This is a genomic window from Salinigranum marinum (assembly GCF_024228675.1).
GTDB lineage: Archaea > Halobacteriota > Halobacteria > Halobacteriales > Haloferacaceae > Salinigranum > Salinigranum marinum.
Window position 1 is genome coordinate 241,758 of record NZ_CP100461.1, and the last position, 16,696, is coordinate 258,453.

Sequence of the window (16,696 nt, forward strand, 5' to 3'; positions counted from 1 at the left end):
GTACCTAATACTGTCGTCATTTCGAGGAACTCCACGTTCGGTACCGATCAGCCGCTTCGTCTCGTCGGTGAGGGGGAGGCGTCCCGCAGACACCTCTCTTGATCCCGATCCCAACGGTGCTCACTGTTCCGATTACGACATAACGACGGCAAGGCGAAAAGTTAACAATGATATTAAATCTATGTAAATTCATCATGTTCTCCGGCTCAGTTCCCCGGTCTGTAGACGCCCAGCAGGTAGAACAGGGTCACTACCCGGTGGACGGGCCGACGGACCCGGGATGGATCGGATTCGGGATGGACGTGCCCGGGCTCGTTTCGCCTGTCGGCTTTATCGACCTCTTGCTTCCGTACGCTGGCCTCGTCGTTCCACTGTTCTTTGTTGGCTTCTTTGTCGCGACGTTCGTCGGGATCCTGGCCAGCGAGAACACGTACGTCCGGCGCACCTACATTGGTGGATTCATAGCGCTGCTGGTACTGTCGAATCTCCTGGTGCCGGCCGTTCCTGCGCCGATTACTCAGTGGCACAAGTTCTCCGAACTGCGGCCGACCGAACAGACTCATTACCAGTTTCGGATCGTCGACGCGAGCGGGAACGAGATCGTGTACGACGACAAAGCCATATGGAGCGTCGGTGGAATAAGCATGCGCTTCGCTCACGATCAGATACTCGAGGGAGCGACACAGGAGGAGAGAGACGAGGCTGCCAGATATTTGCTCTCGGAGGCGCGGGAGTATCGTGCGCACCTCCGCGATCGCTCGCCGGGACACTTCCTTCGGTTCCCGCCGCACGGAGTGGCAGGGACATGGAGCTACAGTGACGTCGAACCGTACGACCGATTCGTCGGGATTCGGCTCTATCGCTTGGAGATAGAGACGTCGGCGGATGGAACCGAGATCGTCGAGCACTCCGAGGAAGCGGTCTACGAGTACAGGCTGAACGAAACTGAGATGGACGCGAGCGAGTCCACGGTGCGGACTCCGATTGTAGAGACCGATGAGACGCGTCCGCAGGTTGCACATCTGGGGACACCAACGGCGGTGGGAAGATGAGGCTCGGATTCGTCAATTACGCTCGCCGCCCGACTCGGGAGACGCCGATCAACGACGCGGTTGCCCGGTTCATCCTCGGGGGATATCTGATCTGGAAGACCGTGTGGTACGACTGGAACGAGGTACTCGAGACACCGTTTCTCCCCTACCAGAACTACTCCCTGCTCATCCCCGAGTCGGCAACGGTACTGATCGTCGAGAAGTACCTCCTCGTCGTCACGCTCCTCGCGTTCATCCTCGGGTACAGATTGCGCCTGTCGGCGTTCGGAAGCGCGCTCCTGGTCAGCCATCTCGGCGTCGTCCGATACGTGTACAACACGAGTGGTGGGGTGACCTCGCTGTTCATCGCCACGTACTTTCTCGTCTTCTTCGGTCTCTACCACCACCGCAGCGAACTGTCGCTGGATGGGGTGCGACGGACGCGCAACGAACAGCTTTCGGCGCTCGTGGGGCGGTTGAAGTCGTCGGCTCGAGAGACCTACCGGATGGACACGCTCCGGTGGAACCTCCTGATATTCGCGGTGATCTACTTCGGCTCCGGCTTCGACAAGTTGCTCCAGAGCGGGCTCGCGTGGATCGGCTCCGAGAACCTGAGTCGGATCATCGTCGTGCAGGATTTCCTCTACGAACAGACGCTTCCGATCGGTTCGTCCGAGGTGGCAACGCCGTTCGGGGTCTGGATGGTGCAGTATCCGGAGCTCGTCTGGGCGTCGACAGTTGGCACGCTCGTGGTCGAACTCGGGCTCTTGCCCGCGGCACTCCTCGGTGTGAGCATCACGCCGCTCGTTCTCGGCCTCTACGGCATGACGACCGTGATCTGGCTCACGATGGGCATCCTCTTCGGTGACGTCTACATCTTCGTCGCGATGTTCTTCACGTGGGACGTGGTTTACGAGCGACTGGTCCGCGACCGTGAACTCGACTTGGTGTTCGACGAGCGGTGTTTCTTCTGTGCGCGAAGTCTCTACCTGTTCAAACTGCTGGACGTCAACGACACGGTCAATTTCTACACGCAGTCGGACGCCCCAGCGCGCTACCGGAACCGAGACGGCGTCGACTTCGAAGACGCGATGTACGTGTTCGACGATGGTACCGCTCACCGTGGCTACGGTGCCTTCCGCAGGTTACTCGATCAGTTCAGAGTGTTCACCGTCTTCGTCTGGCTGATGCGGCTTTCGCCTGTCGAACAGGTCGGTGAACGTGTCTACCGCTACGTCGCCGACAACCGCAGCCGATACTTCGTCTGCGGAGTCGACGCCGACAGCTGACGTGCGGACCGCGGTTGTGGATGGGAGCCGCGAAATACGGGTTTCGGTCGTGTGGCGTTCGGCATCGGTTGTGGTCGGTGCGCCCGATCACCAAACAGGCAGGTCAGCAGCCACCGCTGGCCGCCGTCGCGGGCACGGAGACGGTGACGGGATCGCGTCCGGTGTTGGCGTAGACGACGCTCCGGCGGTCGAGCCAGCCGTCGTACCGCGCCTCCGAGATCGTCTCGGGCGCGAAGGGGAACAGGTGCGCCCCGGTCGTCGTCCAAGAGGTCTGTGAGACGACGGGACAGGTCGGACTCGTCCCACCGGAGAGGAAGCTCGCGGCCGCCTCGACCGAGACGTCGCTTCGGAAGTAGAGGATCCCGACCCGCGAGAGCGAGTGGTCGGTCGTCCACGGCTCCGACGTCGCCTCCGAGGCGAACTGCACGCCGCGGAACTCCGAGTCGAACGTGGTGCTGGGGTACGCACCGGTGTCGAGGACGAGATACGCGAAGGGGAGGCTCGCGACGGCCGCGACGAGCACGAGCGCCACGAGCAGATACCGACCGGTTCGTCCGCGACTGGGGGCGTCGATGGCGGAGCCGACGCGGCGAGAGACCAGCCCCGAGAGCACCAGCCCGGCCAGGATCGCGACCGGGAGGTGACCGAACGTCTGGGCGCGGATCGCCGTGTTGACGTACTCGGGTGTCAGCGACGCCGTCAACGAGAAGCCGACGATGGCGAGCGGTCCGGCGAGGAGCGCGAGGACCATCGCACCCGAGGGGCGACCCGGCGAGAGCTGGCTCATGCCGAGCCCGCCGACGAGAACCGGAACGAACAGCGCCACCACGGGGAGAAGCACGATCAGTGGCGTCCGGGGCGTCCCGGGGTAAACAGAGACGAACACGTTCACCACGGTCACCGCGTAGAGCGCGAGGATCGGGAGGACGAACGCCGCGACGCGTGCGCGCCGCGTCGTCGTCAACACCCACGCGGCACCGACGGCGAGGATGATACCCCACGCGAGGAACAACCCGGGGAACGCGGTCACGCGGTCGACGTACGGGACGGTCACGGACGTGGACTCCGCGAGCGCGTAGTAACTCCCGAAGGAGAGCCAGAAGCCGACCGTCACGACGCCCCCGCCGAGGACGGTTCGTCGCGTGGGTGAACGGACGATGTGGGCCACGACGAGCGCGAGGAGCGTCAGGCCGAGGACGAGCGTCGACAGGACGTGAAACGGCGGGAAGACGAAGAGGAAGAGGAGAGAGAGCACGCCCCACGCGCGGCTTCCCCGTCGCCCGGAGAGCCACGAGTGGATCGCGAGGACCGCGAGCGGGAGGAGGACGTACGCCATCACCTCCTCGTCGGCCACCATCGTCCGGCGCAGGTAGATCCCGTCGACGGCCAAGAGTAGCCCCGTCGCGATCGTCGCGACCGTCACGCGACGGCGCGACCAGCCGAACGACCCGGCGACGTGGCGCGCGAGGGCGATCCCGACGAATACGCCGCCGACGCCGACGAGCGACGAAAGCGGCTGGGTGAGCCGAATCGGAACCACCCCGAGGACGCCCGACACCACGGCGATGAGGCCGGTGTAGACGAAGCTGTCGACGCGGAACTCGCTGATGGGGTACGAGCCGGTCGCGAGCGCCTCCCGAGCGAACCACGCGTACTGGAAACCGTCGAGGGTCGCGGGGTGGGGGCTCCAGTACAGCGGGACGATGCGAGCCAGGGCCGCGAGCGCGAGGAGGGCGACGATCGCGAGCGTGCGCCGGCCGCGGAGACTGGCGCCGTGCGACGAGCCGAAGGCATTGCTCATCGACGACCGGGTGTCGGACCGCGTCGGGTTGGTTCGGTCGCGGTCGTACTCAGTCATCGGCCGTCGCCTCCGAACGCGAGGACCGTCCGCCGACGGTCTGACTGGGAGGGCGGCGCTGCACCGGCTTCAGGAGCGTCGCGGGCGAGACGGAGACGAGCGAGACCGTGGCGACGGCCACGCTGACGAGCGCGAGCAAGAGCGCACAGGTCGCCGCCGCGACTAGCAGTGCGGGCGAGAACGTGGGACGGAGGGCGACGCCGAACAGCCGCAGTTCGCCGAGCGTAAGCAAACCCCAGACGATGGCCGTGGCGAGTCCCACCGCGAGCACCGTGCTCACGCCGCCGACGCGGAGGGCGTCGCCGAGGACGAGCCGGTAGATCCCGCCCGGCGAGGCACCGACCGCGCGGCGCACGCCGATCTCGTCGCGTGCGGCGTGGATACTCCTGGCGAACGACGCGGTCGTCGCCCCGATCGTCATCACGCTCACCAGGAGGACCATCGAGGCGACGAGCACGCGGATGTTGCCGAAGACGATGCTGACCGCCTGTGCGATGCCGCCTCCGCTCGACTGCCGACCGCTGCTCGCGAGCGCCGCGGCCAGCCGTTCGTCACCCTGGACTTCGTACGTCGTCGAAGTCGTGTTCCGCCCGTTCTGAAGCACGGAAACGGTGTAGCTGCCCGCGGGACGGTACGGCAAGCGGACGCGGAATCGGTCGGTCCCACCTGGGGGGACCGTCAGATCGCGTTCGGCGACACGGTCGGCGTGGAGGAGGGTCACGGTACGCGTGACCGGTTGCCGCCAGGGGTTCTTCAGCGTGACGACGGCCGCCGGTCGGGTCGCGATCGAGGGCTGTTCGGGCGAGATGGAGACGGACGCGACCAACTCACGGTCGAACTGCGGGTCGACATCGACGGTCGTCCGGGCCCGTGAGTCCCCGGTCGTCGCGTCCAGCGTGTAGTTCCCGGTGTCGGGGAACGAAACACGGGCGACGCCGTCGTCGTTCGTCTGCCAGGTCTGGTTCGCACCGGCGAGGCTGACGGTCGCACCCGAAACCGGCTGACCGTTCCGCGTCACGACCACGGCCGGCTGCCCGTCGATCGGGATCCGCTCGGGGACCTCGATCGCCAGCCCGTCGTCCGACGCCTGGCCGACCTCGACCGTCTGGGTGACACCCCCCACCTGTAGTTCGTACGCACCGTCCGGGCGCGGGGGGAACGTGGCCGCGACGCGCTGTTGTCGACCCGAGTCGATGTCGAGATCGACGCGCCGTGTGTCGTCGCCGAGTCGAACAGCGACAGGTCCCTCGACGGGCGAGAGCCCGTAGTTCTGCAGCCTGAGTTGCACCCGCGTCTGGGTGTCGTTCGACTGGATCTGCGTGTCGAGCACGGAGATCGTCGGGCCCGCGCTGTCGGTCTCCGAGAGCGCCTCCGTTCTGACGAAGTTGACGACGCCGTCGCCTCGTCCGGTGAGGCTGCTGGCCGTCTCCAGCGAGACGAGAAGCTGGTCGTCTTGGATCCCCCGGCCAGTGAACACGCCGACGACCTGCACTCGGGTGAACGCCGGCACCGTACTCCCCCCGAGGGTGAGCCTGTCACCGACCTCGACGCCGAGCGTCTGGCGCAGGTCCGCACCGATCACGGCTTCGTCGGGGGCCCGGGGTGTTCTCCCGCGAACGATCGTCGGATCGGAGAGCGAGGCGTACGCGGGGTAGTCGACACCGCGGACGACGAAGGGTTCGTTCCCGACCGTCTCGAACAGCAGGAGTTCGGGACTCGCGGTGACGCCCTGCTGTTGGAGCGTTTCGGCGTACGAGGCGGGCACGCTACTGGCGATCGGGTGCGGGGCGTCGGCCTCCGTGATGGTCTGTTCGTCGGCCGCCGTCAGCGGCGTGATGACGCTCCCGGCCGCGGCGATCAGCAGGACGAACAACACGAACACCGCAAGCGTCGCAGTCGACGGGACGAGCGCGTCCCACCCGAGGATCGTCGGCCGGACCCGCCGGCGAACAGCCGTGGGAATCACGCGACTGAGGACGCCCGACCGGTCGTCGGGCGTCGGTCGGTCCGGGCGCACGACGGTCGCCGGCGGTGGTCGGACGGCCGGGCGGGCAGCGAGGACGCCGGCGAGTCCGCCGACGAACACGAGCACGACGCTGATGGGGACCAGCAACCGGGCCGCCCCCGACGAGACCGCGACAGTCAGCGAGGTGGGCGCGCCGGCGAAGACGGCCGCGTTGACGACGCTCCGGACGAGCACGAGCCCGACCGCGTAGCCGAGCGCGACGCCGACGGCCGAAAGGAGCGCCGCGCGGACGCCGAACAGCGCGTAGACACGGAGGGGCGTCGCGCCGGTCGACCGAACGACGGAGATCGTCTCACGGCGGTCTTCGACAGCGACCCGCGTGACGCTGAAGGCCGTGACCGCGACGAGCACACAGCCCGCGAGGCTCATGACGAGGAGGAGATCGACGAGTTGTCGCGTCCCGAGGACGAAAAACGCGAGCGCCGAGAGGAGGGGGACGGCGTCGCCCGGCGGCGTGGTCTGGGCGTCGAGCGTGGGCGTGACGACGAACGCGCCCGTCGAGCCGAGGCGATCGACGGTGTCGACGCTCGTGACGTACCACCGGTCGGGGACCACCTGCCCCTCGGGACGCGGTGTGAGGGTGACGCGCTCCGCCCCGGATGGTGCCTCGACCGTCCGCTCGACCGATCCGGGCTGGTTCGCCGCGGCGAGCGTCCCCGACTGCCCCTGTGGGAACTCGAAGGTGCGCTCGCGGACGCTCAGCGTCGGGAGTGCCGACGGGACGCCGACGACGGTTCGCTCGCTCCCGCCGACCGTGACGGTCGTCGTCGGGAGGACGAACGCGTCCGCCCCTGCCGCGGTCCGTGCCCCGTCGGCCGACGAGTAATGTTCGACCGTTGCCTGGCTCCCCAGACCGGTCGCGATCGCGGTCGTCTGGCTGCCCATCGCGAGTCCGAGCAGTGTGACTCCCGTCAGGAACGCGATGGTGACGGCGACGACGAGGACTGCCAGTCGGTCACGCCGTGACCAGCGGAGGACGAGCGCCTGACGATATCCCATTCGATGGAAAACAGTCGCGGTGACAGGAATAAAAGTGTACCAGATCGGACGGGACGGTCAGGGCGGCGTGTTCGTGACGGTGTGCCGACGATCGTACGAGCCCCTGCGACGCGTGGTGTCGATCGTCGCGTTCAGCGTCTCAGCGGGTCGAATCCGCGCAATTGGAGTGTCGTGGGAACCGAAGGGGACTTCGGCGCTGGTCGCGAATCGAGTCTCGAATGCTCCCCTGGGCCCACGCGGCGTTTGGCTATCTCCTCTTTACTGGAAAAAGTGGGGTCCGCCCCGCCGGCGTTCCCGTCCTCGCACTCGCCTTCGGCACCCAGTTTCCGGACCTCGTCGACAAGCCACTCGCGTGGACGTTCGGTGTCCTGCCATCGGGTCGAAGCCTCGGCCACTCCGTGTTCGCGCTGGTCGTGATTTGCGGCCTGCTGTACGTGGTCGTGAGCGAGTCCAGACGGCGTGAACTGCTCGCGTTCGCCATCGGCTACGCGTCGCACCTGCTCGGTGACGGGATCGCACCTGCCGCCGAAGGAGAGTTCGCACAGTTCGGCTTCCTGTTCTGGCCGCTCACGTCCGCTCCGCTTTCGGACGAGGGCATGGCGTTCATCGATTTCTTCACCACGCTCGAGTTCTCCGGGTGGTTCGTCTTCGGCGTCGGTCTCACCCTCCTCGGACTCTTCGTCTGGGCCCGAGACGGATATCCGGGCGTCCGCGACGTCCTCCTTCCACTGATCACGGGGAGCGTCGACGATCACGACATCAGGTCGTGAACGGCTCCGAGTCGCCGCGTCGATAGCGGTTCCTCTGAGATGGGAGGGTTGCACAACACGACACGATACGCGGGACGACGGGAACTGCGACCGCACACGAGGGGAGCTGGTTCACGAGCGACGTGAGTGAGGACCGAGACGGCAGACACTGACGATGTCGGCTCTGAGAACGGTCGACTGACATCCCGCATTGCTCCGCGCTAGTGAAGGACCCTCGCGACGACCAGGCCGAGCAGCGCACCAGCGCCGTCAGACCCGGATATCTACGGTAGTGATATTAAAATCCGATAATTGATATTAAATTCGATAGCATCTGGTTTCTTGATGCGACTGTGAAACGCGAACAAGTGTCTACGCTGGTAGCGCGGGGACGAAAAGAGCGGAACCGCTCGACCGGACTATCGCCGTGCGCGGGCGGCGAGTCCACCCACCACGAGCAGGGCGAAGAGCAGCGGGAGCGCACCGACCGGAAGTTGCGTATCGGTCGTCTCCGTGCTCGCGTCCGTCGAATCGGCCGGCGTCGAGGTGTCGCCCTCGTCGTCGGTCGACATCGTCTCGGCGGTCGACGTCGAGTCGCCCATCGAATCTCCGTTCTCGCCTGGGGAATCGGTCGACGGTGCGGTCTCCGTCTCGGTCGCGGTCTCCGTCGCGGTCGACGTCTCCGTCGACGCGTCGTCAGCACCGCCACCACCAGCACCACCGCCACCGCCCCCACCGCCGCCTGCGGCGTCCTCATCGTCTTCCGGCGTCTCCGTCTCGTCGGGCGTGTCCGTCCCGTCCGGGGTGTCCGTTCCATCAGGCGTCTCAGTTCCCGGTTCGGGGCTGCTCGGCTCCTCTTCGGCCATCGTCACCTCGAGTTCCTGTGGATCCGACAGGCCGATGAGGACGTTCTCACCGTCCACTTCGTCGTTCCCGCGGACGAAGATGTAGACGTTGTACTCACCCGTCTCGGAGACCGAGACGGTCCCAGTGTACTCCATCGATCCGTTCTCCGACAGTGACTCCTGGGCCACGATGTTCTCGGAGCCGTCCTCGGCGACGACGACCTCGACGTCGTTCGGTGACGGCGCGCTCGCCTCTTCGGTCAGCGTCGTGCTCACCGCGAACGACGTGCCCGCCTCGGCCGTGTCGGGGATCTGCTCGGAGACGGCGTATCCCTTGACGACGACCGGCATGAGCGTCTGAATACTCCCGTCGGCGTACACCGCTGCGAAGTAAGTACCCGGAGAGAGCGATCCCGTCGAGAACGTCACGGAATCGCTCCCGGTCCCGTCAGCGTCGTCCTCGTATCCACGATTACTGTCGCGGAGTTCGACGGTGTACGACGCATTGGTCGGGGCGGTCACATCGAGGACGAGGCGATCACCCTGCGAAACACGGGCGGACTCGTCAATATCGAAGGAGTCACCGCCGAACGAGACCGTCCGATCGGGTGTATCGACCGCGCTCGGAGATGATAGTTCGTACGTCGCTGCGCCGACCGAGGCGGGGAACAACCCAGCGGCGACAACGACGAGTGTCAACGCAAGGACGAGATTCACTCGTCTGGACATGGTACCACACACACTCCTGAGGAGTGTCAAGAAGGTTTCGAGAACCGCATCAGAGCTGGGCTGTTCCGGTCCGACCGATCGCGAGATATCTGGCCGCTGAGCGACGCGGTTAAAATTCGGTATGAGGCCTGTCCGAGGTCCTACGCGCGTACGGACGATTATCGACGAACTCCACGTTCACCCGAGGCGACGTCGAAAGTAACTAGACGATCATTATGTCACAACGGTGGTTTTAATGTCTACTCCGTTACCCGACTCACGGACGGTTCGCGTCTCAGGACGATAGGGGTCCCAAATCGTCGGCTCACGGCCGTATTCGCGTCGAACGGGCGTCCGTGTAAGAGATTGTACCAGCGAAGCGCGTAAAATCAATCCCAGCGTCGAGAAATAACACAACAAATATGTGACTTTGGTTAGGACAGTACCGTATGCGAGACAGGTCACCCCTTCGACTAATCGCCGTGTTCGTCTCTGTCCTGGTCGTGACCGGGGCGATACCGGCCGCGGCCGTAGGAGCGTACACTGACACTGACAACCCGGTCGAGCCGCGCGAAGCGGTCTCGGCTGGCTTCCAGGACGTTTCGAGCAACATCGAGGTGTGGGACCGCGCGGCGCTCCCACTCCGTATCGACTCCGACAACGGTGACACCGTCGTCGGAAACGTCGACCAACAGGTGAGTATCGAGCAGCTGAACATCGACCGGGCGCGGCTCGATACGGGCGACATCGCCGTGTACGACGATCAGGCGACGCTCGATCTGGAGTTCGAGAGCAAGACCTTCGCGTCGACCGGCCAGTTCGCCAATCAGGACGCCCAGCTGATCGCGGCGCACATCGACGGCAGCAGCGGTCAGACGGACGCGCTGGACTCGAACTCGCCGGCCACGGCGAACCAGCTGCTCTCGCTGCTGACCGCCGAGGGCGCGGAGTTCGATCTGGTCGAGAACTACGGAACCCTCGACGGCAACGGCGAGCTGACCGGCTCGTACGACCTCGGTGACGAGGACCAAGGCCCCGGCTTCTACGTGTTCTTCCTCGTGCAGGACTACGACCAGGAGGCCGGAACCTGGGGCGTCACTGACAGTGGCTTCGAGGAGAGCAACGGCGACCTCAGCGTCTCCGGTGACGCGCGCGTGCTCGGCCTCGACACGGCGATGGTCCACGAGGAGTCCTCCAGCGCCACGCCCGAGCAGCAATCGTACGCCGCGGGCTCGGACGTCACCTTCGACGTCGACGGCGACGAGGGAGACGCCACGACGCACGCGATCGTCGTCTACGACGAAGAGGAGTTCGAGGGACGCGACGTCATCACGGAGATCGACGGAAACCTCAACGGTGATCTGAGCGCGGACCAGGTGACGGTCAGGCGCGAGATCGAATCCGTCAGAGGTGTCGCGTCGGTCCAGAGCTCGCTCGACACTCCCGGCGTCGGGGCGCTCGGTGATTCCCGCGTCTCGGGGGTGTTCAGCGGCGCACAACTCGTCGAGTTCGTCGCCGACCAAGCGAACGCCGAGGATCCCCTCGACGAGACGACGGACGACTCCATGACGCTCGACGCGTCAGTTACGGTGGCCCCGAACACCAACGGCGAAGGGGTCCGGGTCGGAACGCTCTCCGAGTGGGAGCCCGGTGAGTACACTTACGTCCACATCGCCTCGGGCGGAGACTCCGGGATCGAGACCACGTCGGGAACGGTGACCATCACCGAGGCCGAGGAAGAAAACCCAGGTCTCAGCAAGATGCTCGAAGGTGAGCGTGGGACCAAGTTCCAGATGCCGTCCGGCGGCAGTGTGACCGAACTCGGTCTGGAGTTCGGCAGTGAAGTCAGCGGGATGGTCACGGTCTCCGAGCGCGAGAGCGCACCGGAGGACTCGCTGAACGCGCAGGAAGGCGTCGAGGACCCGGTCTACCTCGACATCACCGCGCCGAACGGCGAAGGTGAGACGATCATCACCGCGACGTTCCAGAAGTCCAGCCTCGACGGTCTCGATCCCAACGACTTCTCGCTGTGGAACTACAGGGACGGCCAGTGGGTCCAGCTCGAGACGACCCTCCTTTCGGAGACCGAGACGACCGTGACGTACAGAGCGGTCACGACCAGTTTCTCACCCTTCGCGCTCGGTGAGTCGGTGGACGGCTCCGATGGATCGTCGCCGAGCGAGTCGGTGACGGCCGACGGCGACAGCAGTGACAGCGACATCGAAGCGCTGCTCCGGACGTCGCTCGACGGCGTCTCCTCGGGCGACTTCACGGTCGGTGAGGGGAGCGACGTCCTCGAGAGCCTCTCGATGGAGTTCGACGGTGAGTCCAGCGGCGATCTCGTCATCCGCGAGTTCGACCGCCCCGCGGGCTACACCGACTACGAGGGCGAGAACGACCAGATCCTGACGGTGGTCGACCTCGAACCGCCGACGGACGTCCGCTACGATTCGGGCAGCGTCACGTTCGAGCTGAAGCAGTCCGCGCTCGACTCGCTCGGCGTCTCCGCTGACGGGCTGCAGATCCAGGCGTACGACACCTCGTCGGGCTCGTGGGACACCCTCGAGACCGAAGTCGTCGCGAGCGACGACGAGACCGCGACGCTCCGTGCCGACGTGTCGGACTTCGGCACCTACGTGATCTCGCGCGCACCGGCTCAACAGCAGACGACGGCGACGCCGACCGAGACGGCGACGCCCGACGACACGGCCACCGAGACGGCGACCGAAGCGCCCGCAGCCGAAGAGGAGACGGCGACGGCCGAACCCGAGATGGAGACGGAGACGGACGTCCCGCAGGCCAGCGGGAGTGACGAGAGCTCGACGGAGACCACGTCGACGGAGTTCCCCGGTCTCGGAATCACCGTGACGATCGTGGCGTTCGTGATGACGCTGCTCGCGCTGGGCCGGCGTCGGCTCGAGTAGACGTCGCGTTCTATCCGATTCGGCGCGGCTTTTCTACCCGAGATTCGTAAAACGACAAACCTCTTCGTTCTCAAACGCTGAATCGTGGTTGCAAGCCTTCGCCGTCTGGTGAAATCGATGTCAAAGTTAACACGACCCGGTCGGTCGAAGTATGCCGGTTGTGTCGCACTGTGTCGGGTTCTCTCTGGCCTCAAGGAGCGACCGGAGGGAGCGAGTAGGCCGGAGGCTCCACCTCGAAACTGCTGAACCTGGTTTCTTGGGTCGGCGTTTCGAGCACGAAACTCCGTCTTTCATGCTCTGGAAGCTCATCGGAGGGTTCCTCGAGAATGTTCTCTCTTTCTACCTGATCCAAGGAGAGAGTCCCACCGTTCACGGCGAGGAAGATGTCACCACCGTCTGGCGTACCACCAGTCATACATCGGAGAGACCGACATCTTCCGGAACAAGCGTGAATCCAAGCGTTCGAAAATCACCGTCGAAAGCGAAGATATGCTCAATATGCCGCTCGTCGGCGAGAATACTGGTCGTATGATCCACAAAGGAGATCTCCTGGTCATCGTAGTCTTCGAATCGTTCAGCCGCAGTCTCGAAGGTAGCTCTACCAATGGGAACGACGTTGATGCTCTCCGAGTTTCGAATGGCGTTCAGAGCCCGAACAGCGTCTCTGTGTCCGAGTTTGTATAAAGTGAGAGTTGCAAGTTCTGAGAGAACGGATTGTGAGGTGAATATCGGGCGGTAGGCGACATCACCTGAGCGGATGTTATCAAAAACCCGGGTAGCGGTCTGATGATGCTTGTCATCTTCATCGGCACGAGCGTAGAATGCTCCCGTATCAACGAATATCGGTGTTGCACCTGGCTTGTTCATGCAGATTCTTCGCCGTACAGAACCTCATCGACTCTCTCAGATACGTCAGATTCGCCAGATGCGCCGGGTTCAAACTCCCAAAATGGATCATCCGGGTCGACTCCTCGTGCGGGGTCCTGTTCGTGCACGATCCACCACACAACCCTTCCTGCTGTTTTTCGACTGGCAACGTGACCCTGTTCCTCCAAGGTGCGAAGCTTCCGGCGTGCCGTTTCCCGGGAACAATCGAAAGTCTCAGCAACGTCACCAGACGTGACTACCGGACCCTCTACAGCCTCAAAGACACCGAGAACGTCGTCGAGCGTGACGGTCTCCGTATATCGTCCAGTGTCGCCGCGTTCACGAGACATAATTGAATGTTTGGAATCGATATTCAAAGACCTATTGGTGTACACCTTGTGGGATACCTTAACCGGTATACCACGTGCCGTACATTATGTGCGTGAGCACCCGTGTTCGGTTAAATTGAGAAATCGAGAGACTTGTCGAACGTGCAAGACACGCTGCCATCGACGCGATAACCAGTGAGCTCGCGACCCAAGAAATCGAGGTCTCCTCGGACGGGCTGTGTTAACTTAGGAACGAGGCGGTTGATGTTCGAATGTTCTATGCCCGAGATCAACCGCCTCAGTCGAAATACGAGTGGATTGACTTGGAATTTGTGGAGCGACAGCGGGTACCCGAGTTCGTGATTCAAGTAGGAATTCAGCTCTATATTGCGGGATTATTGCTCTCGAATACCAAACAATATCTTGAGAAGTTGGGTGTCGAGCGGAGTCAAACCGCGATTCACGACTGGGTGCGGAAGGCAGATCTACAGCCCGACAGCGATGTGAGTCCGAATCAGATTGCAGTTGGCGAACCGGTGATCAGCGTCAACGGCCAGCGCCACTGGCTGTACGCTGCGGTCGGCCCCGAGACAAACCAGTTCCTTCACGTACGGCTGTTTCAGACGCGCACAACGGAACTTACCGTGCTGTTTCTTCGTGAACTCCGCGAGAAACAGCAGCTCACCGACGTCACATTCTTGATCGATGCTGCGACTCATTTGAAAGCCGCACTCGACCGACTCGGCCTCCGATTTCGAGTGAACCACCATGGAAATCGGAACAGCGTCGAACGTATGTCCCGTGAGGTAAAACGACGAAGATCTTCGTTTTCGAATCCGTTCTCGGACGGTGATCGGAGAGGGCCCGGCAGTCCGCACCGACAGTCGGTCGACGGTCATCTCGGTCGCTCATCTCGATGAACAGTAACTCGGCTATCGAGCGGTCGGAGGGTCTGTCATCGCTCGAGCTTTCGGCGCAGCGCTCGGCAGGTGACGATGGGTCGAGATGAGCGATGGAGAAATGTAGATAGAGAAAGTAAGCTTACTCACGAATGGGCTGTGAGGGTGTCGCTCTGCCGGTGGTATCGAACGATTCCGCGCGAGACAACGACCGCCGACACGACACATGATACAGGGGAGTCCGGTAGTCCAAATCGGAGTCATCGTCGCGACAGTCCTCGGGCTGTGGGTCGGCGCTCGCCTGCTGGTCGATTCGGTGGTCCGACTAGCCCGCCGCGTCGGCCTGTCCGAACTCACGATCGGCTTGACTATTGTCGCTGCGGGCACCTCCACACCCGAACTGATCGTCTCCACCGACGCGGCCCTCGGTGGATTCGGTGACATCGCGGTCGGCAATATCGTCGGCTCGAACATATACAACCTCGCGTTTATTCTCGGTGTCGTCTCGCTGGTCCGGGTCATCCCGATCGAGCGGTCGCTGGTTCACCGCGACGGGGTCGCGCTCGTCGCGAGCGCACTCCTCGGTGGAGCCGTCCTGTTGGACGGGACGGTCAGTCGCCTCGAAGGTGTGGTCCTCGTCGGTCTGTTCGCCTTTTACACTGCGTATCTCCTCCGGACCGGTGGTGAGCCCTCCGACGGGGAGCCCCCCTCCGGAACGCCCACCGCGCGAACGGACAGAACGGGAGTCTCCGCCGCCGGGGAGGAGAGCGAGGCCGGAGCCGACGGGACGCAGGCCATCCCGACGGCGCTGACCGAACGAGTCGCGTTCCGTGGCCGCGACGTGCTCCTCGTGACCGTCGGCCTGCTGATCGTGTTGGTCAGTGGTGACCTCCTGGTCGGGGCGGCCACCAGTCTGGCCCGTGGTGCGGGCATCTCGGAGTGGGTCATCGGAGGGACCATCGTCGCCGCTGGCACCTCCACGCCGGAGTTCGCGGTCTCTCTGGTAGCGATGCGAACCGGACGAATCGGCGTCTCGGTCGGGAACGTCGTCGGGAGCAACGTGTTCAACATCCTCGGCATTCTCGGCTTCGCGGCGGCGCTCAGGCCACTATCGGTCGGCCCCGCCGCGCTCGAGACTACCGCCTGGCTGCTGGGCATCTCGGTGCTAATGGTGGCGGCACTGTGGACTGGCCGGAAACTCTCTCGACTGGAGGGTGGGTTGTTCGCCCTCTCCGAGTCGGTGCGCTGGATACTCGGGTTACTCGGGCTGGTCGGGTGATCGACGCTTCCGTACGATGAGCGCGTCCGCCGGGGTCCTCCTGGCCGCCCTCGCAGCCGGTGACCTCCGGTGCAGTCGCTCGCCGTCCGTCTCGGTACCACGGGTCGATCCATCAGCGGCGTCCTCGCGGTCGACCTACTCATTGTCGGTTCCCTCGCCGCCCTAGCCCCCGGTACCACGGATGGACTGACGCCGGTAGCGCTGGGGGCTCTCGCCCTCGCTGGCGTCCCCGGGTCGGTGCTCGACTGGGCCTGCTGCTACCGGTATCATCCGGCTCGGAGCGAGCAGGGCGGAACCACTCCGGACGTTGCTGCCGCTGTTCGCTGTCGGCACGGCTGTCCCCGTCCTTGACGAACCGGTCACACCACTCGTCGGCGGCGTGTTCCTGTTCGTGATCGTACAGCGACCCCCACCGTCCCCTCGATACGGCCCGGTCGCCGCCCGGTTGAATCGAACTCCCGGTTCCCCCGGCTAGTCCAGCAGCCGTCCGAAGCGTCCCGAGCGAGTGCTATCTTCAGACCCCGAGCCAATCGTTGTTGCTGACCTCGTAGCCGTTGTGCTCGCAGTACGCCCGCGCTCGGCGACGGACCGACTTGGAGGTGGGGCGCTTTCCGGTCGTTCGAATCTCCTCGACGATCCAGTCGGCCACGACGGTGACCCCCTCGTCGTCGTCGTCCGGCGCAACGTCTTCCAGCGCCCGGAAGGTCTTCTCGTACACCTTGTGTTGCTGGTCACGGTCGTCGTCACGGAGTCCTGCCTCGCCCTCGGCCTCGGTAATGCGCTCGATAGTACTGTCGATAGACATGACTTGAGATAGTATCTCCCGGTACTAAACGGAGAGGGCCCGGCAGTCCGCACCGACAGTCGGTCGACGGTCATCTCGATCGCTCATC

12 protein-coding genes and 2 pseudogenes are annotated in these 16,696 nt (G+C 64.2%); 7 read left to right on the plus strand and 7 right to left on the minus strand.

Features of this window, described 5'->3' with window-relative positions; all coding sequences use genetic code 11:
- Positions 1-194: 194 nt before the first annotated feature.
- Both NKJ07_RS01050 and NKJ07_RS01055 read left to right on the plus strand, forming a co-directional pair.
- Positions 195-1,052, plus strand: coding sequence for a hypothetical protein (locus NKJ07_RS01050; RefSeq protein WP_318568765.1), 858 nt, complete (start codon positions 195-197; stop codon positions 1,050-1,052).
- Entirely contained in the window at positions 1,049-2,320 is a 1,272-nt protein-coding gene (locus tag NKJ07_RS01055; protein WP_318568766.1) for a thiol-disulfide oxidoreductase DCC family protein, read from the plus strand. The genes NKJ07_RS01050 and NKJ07_RS01055 overlap by 4 nt, the downstream gene beginning before the upstream one ends.
- A 103-nt stretch (positions 2,321-2,423) precedes the next feature.
- On the opposite strand, the gene NKJ07_RS01060 is transcribed toward NKJ07_RS01055, so the two are convergent.
- Together NKJ07_RS01060 and NKJ07_RS01065 are read right to left on the minus strand one after the other, a co-directional pair.
- Positions 2,424-4,178: a hypothetical protein gene (locus NKJ07_RS01060; RefSeq protein ID WP_318568767.1), complete on the minus strand. Its 1,755-nt coding sequence runs from the start codon at positions 4,176-4,178 to the stop codon at positions 2,424-2,426.
- The gene (locus NKJ07_RS01065) at positions 4,171-7,203 is read right to left on the minus strand and encodes an FtsX-like permease family protein (protein ID WP_318568768.1); all 3,033 of its coding nucleotides are present in this window, start codon (positions 7,201-7,203) and stop codon (positions 4,171-4,173) included. Before NKJ07_RS01065 ends, NKJ07_RS01060 begins: the two co-directional genes overlap by 8 nt.
- Positions 7,204-7,421: 218 nt before the next feature.
- On the opposite strand from NKJ07_RS01065, the gene NKJ07_RS01070 reads away from it, so the two are divergent.
- Positions 7,422-7,973, plus strand: coding sequence for a metal-dependent hydrolase (locus NKJ07_RS01070; protein ID WP_318568769.1), 552 nt, complete (start codon positions 7,422-7,424; stop codon positions 7,971-7,973).
- A gap of 398 nt (positions 7,974-8,371) precedes the next feature.
- On the opposite strand, the gene NKJ07_RS01075 is transcribed toward NKJ07_RS01070, so the two are convergent.
- Positions 8,372-9,526, minus strand: a complete 1,155-nt coding sequence (locus NKJ07_RS01075) for a hypothetical protein (RefSeq protein ID WP_318568770.1) — start codon at positions 9,524-9,526, stop codon at positions 8,372-8,374.
- A 428-nt stretch (positions 9,527-9,954) separates the two neighbouring features.
- Here NKJ07_RS01075 and NKJ07_RS01080 point away from each other — a divergent pair, with 428 nt between their 5' ends.
- The gene (locus tag NKJ07_RS01080) at positions 9,955-12,429 is read left to right on the plus strand and encodes a PGF-pre-PGF domain-containing protein (RefSeq protein ID WP_318568771.1); all 2,475 of its coding nucleotides are present in this window, start codon (positions 9,955-9,957) and stop codon (positions 12,427-12,429) included.
- A gap of 40 nt (positions 12,430-12,469) precedes the next feature.
- Positions 12,470-12,541, plus strand: a pseudogene (locus NKJ07_RS24350) (IS6 family transposase); the annotation flags it as partial.
- Between the two features lie 78 nt (positions 12,542-12,619).
- Here the strand turns inward: NKJ07_RS24350 and NKJ07_RS01085 are convergent.
- Genes NKJ07_RS01085 through NKJ07_RS01095 form a run of 3 tightly spaced genes read right to left on the minus strand, consistent with a single transcriptional unit; the run spans position 12,620 to position 13,646 of the window.
- A complete protein-coding gene (locus tag NKJ07_RS01085; RefSeq protein WP_318568772.1) occupies positions 12,620-12,844 on the minus strand; it encodes a hypothetical protein in 225 nt (74 codons plus the stop codon).
- Positions 12,841-13,296, minus strand: coding sequence for a type II toxin-antitoxin system VapC family toxin (locus NKJ07_RS01090; protein WP_318568773.1), 456 nt, complete (start codon positions 13,294-13,296; stop codon positions 12,841-12,843). Before NKJ07_RS01090 ends, NKJ07_RS01085 begins: the two co-directional genes overlap by 4 nt.
- Positions 13,293-13,646 carry a DeoR family transcriptional regulator gene (locus tag NKJ07_RS01095; RefSeq protein WP_318568774.1) on the minus strand — a complete coding sequence of 118 codons (354 nt, stop codon included), beginning with the start codon at positions 13,644-13,646 and terminating at the stop codon, positions 13,293-13,295. The genes NKJ07_RS01090 and NKJ07_RS01095 overlap by 4 nt, the downstream gene beginning before the upstream one ends.
- 258 nt (positions 13,647-13,904) lie before the next feature.
- Here NKJ07_RS01095 and NKJ07_RS01100 point away from each other — a divergent pair.
- Positions 13,905-14,545 (plus strand): annotated as a pseudogene (locus tag NKJ07_RS01100) (IS6 family transposase).
- Between the two features lie 205 nt (positions 14,546-14,750).
- Positions 14,751-15,803, plus strand: a complete 1,053-nt coding sequence (locus tag NKJ07_RS01105; protein ID WP_318568775.1) for a calcium/sodium antiporter — start codon at positions 14,751-14,753, stop codon at positions 15,801-15,803.
- A gap of 514 nt (positions 15,804-16,317) precedes the next feature.
- Here the strand turns inward: NKJ07_RS01105 and NKJ07_RS01110 are convergent.
- Complete coding sequence (locus tag NKJ07_RS01110; RefSeq protein WP_318568776.1) at positions 16,318-16,608, minus strand: hypothetical protein; 291 nt, start codon at positions 16,606-16,608, stop codon at positions 16,318-16,320.
- Positions 16,609-16,696 lie beyond the last annotated feature (88 nt).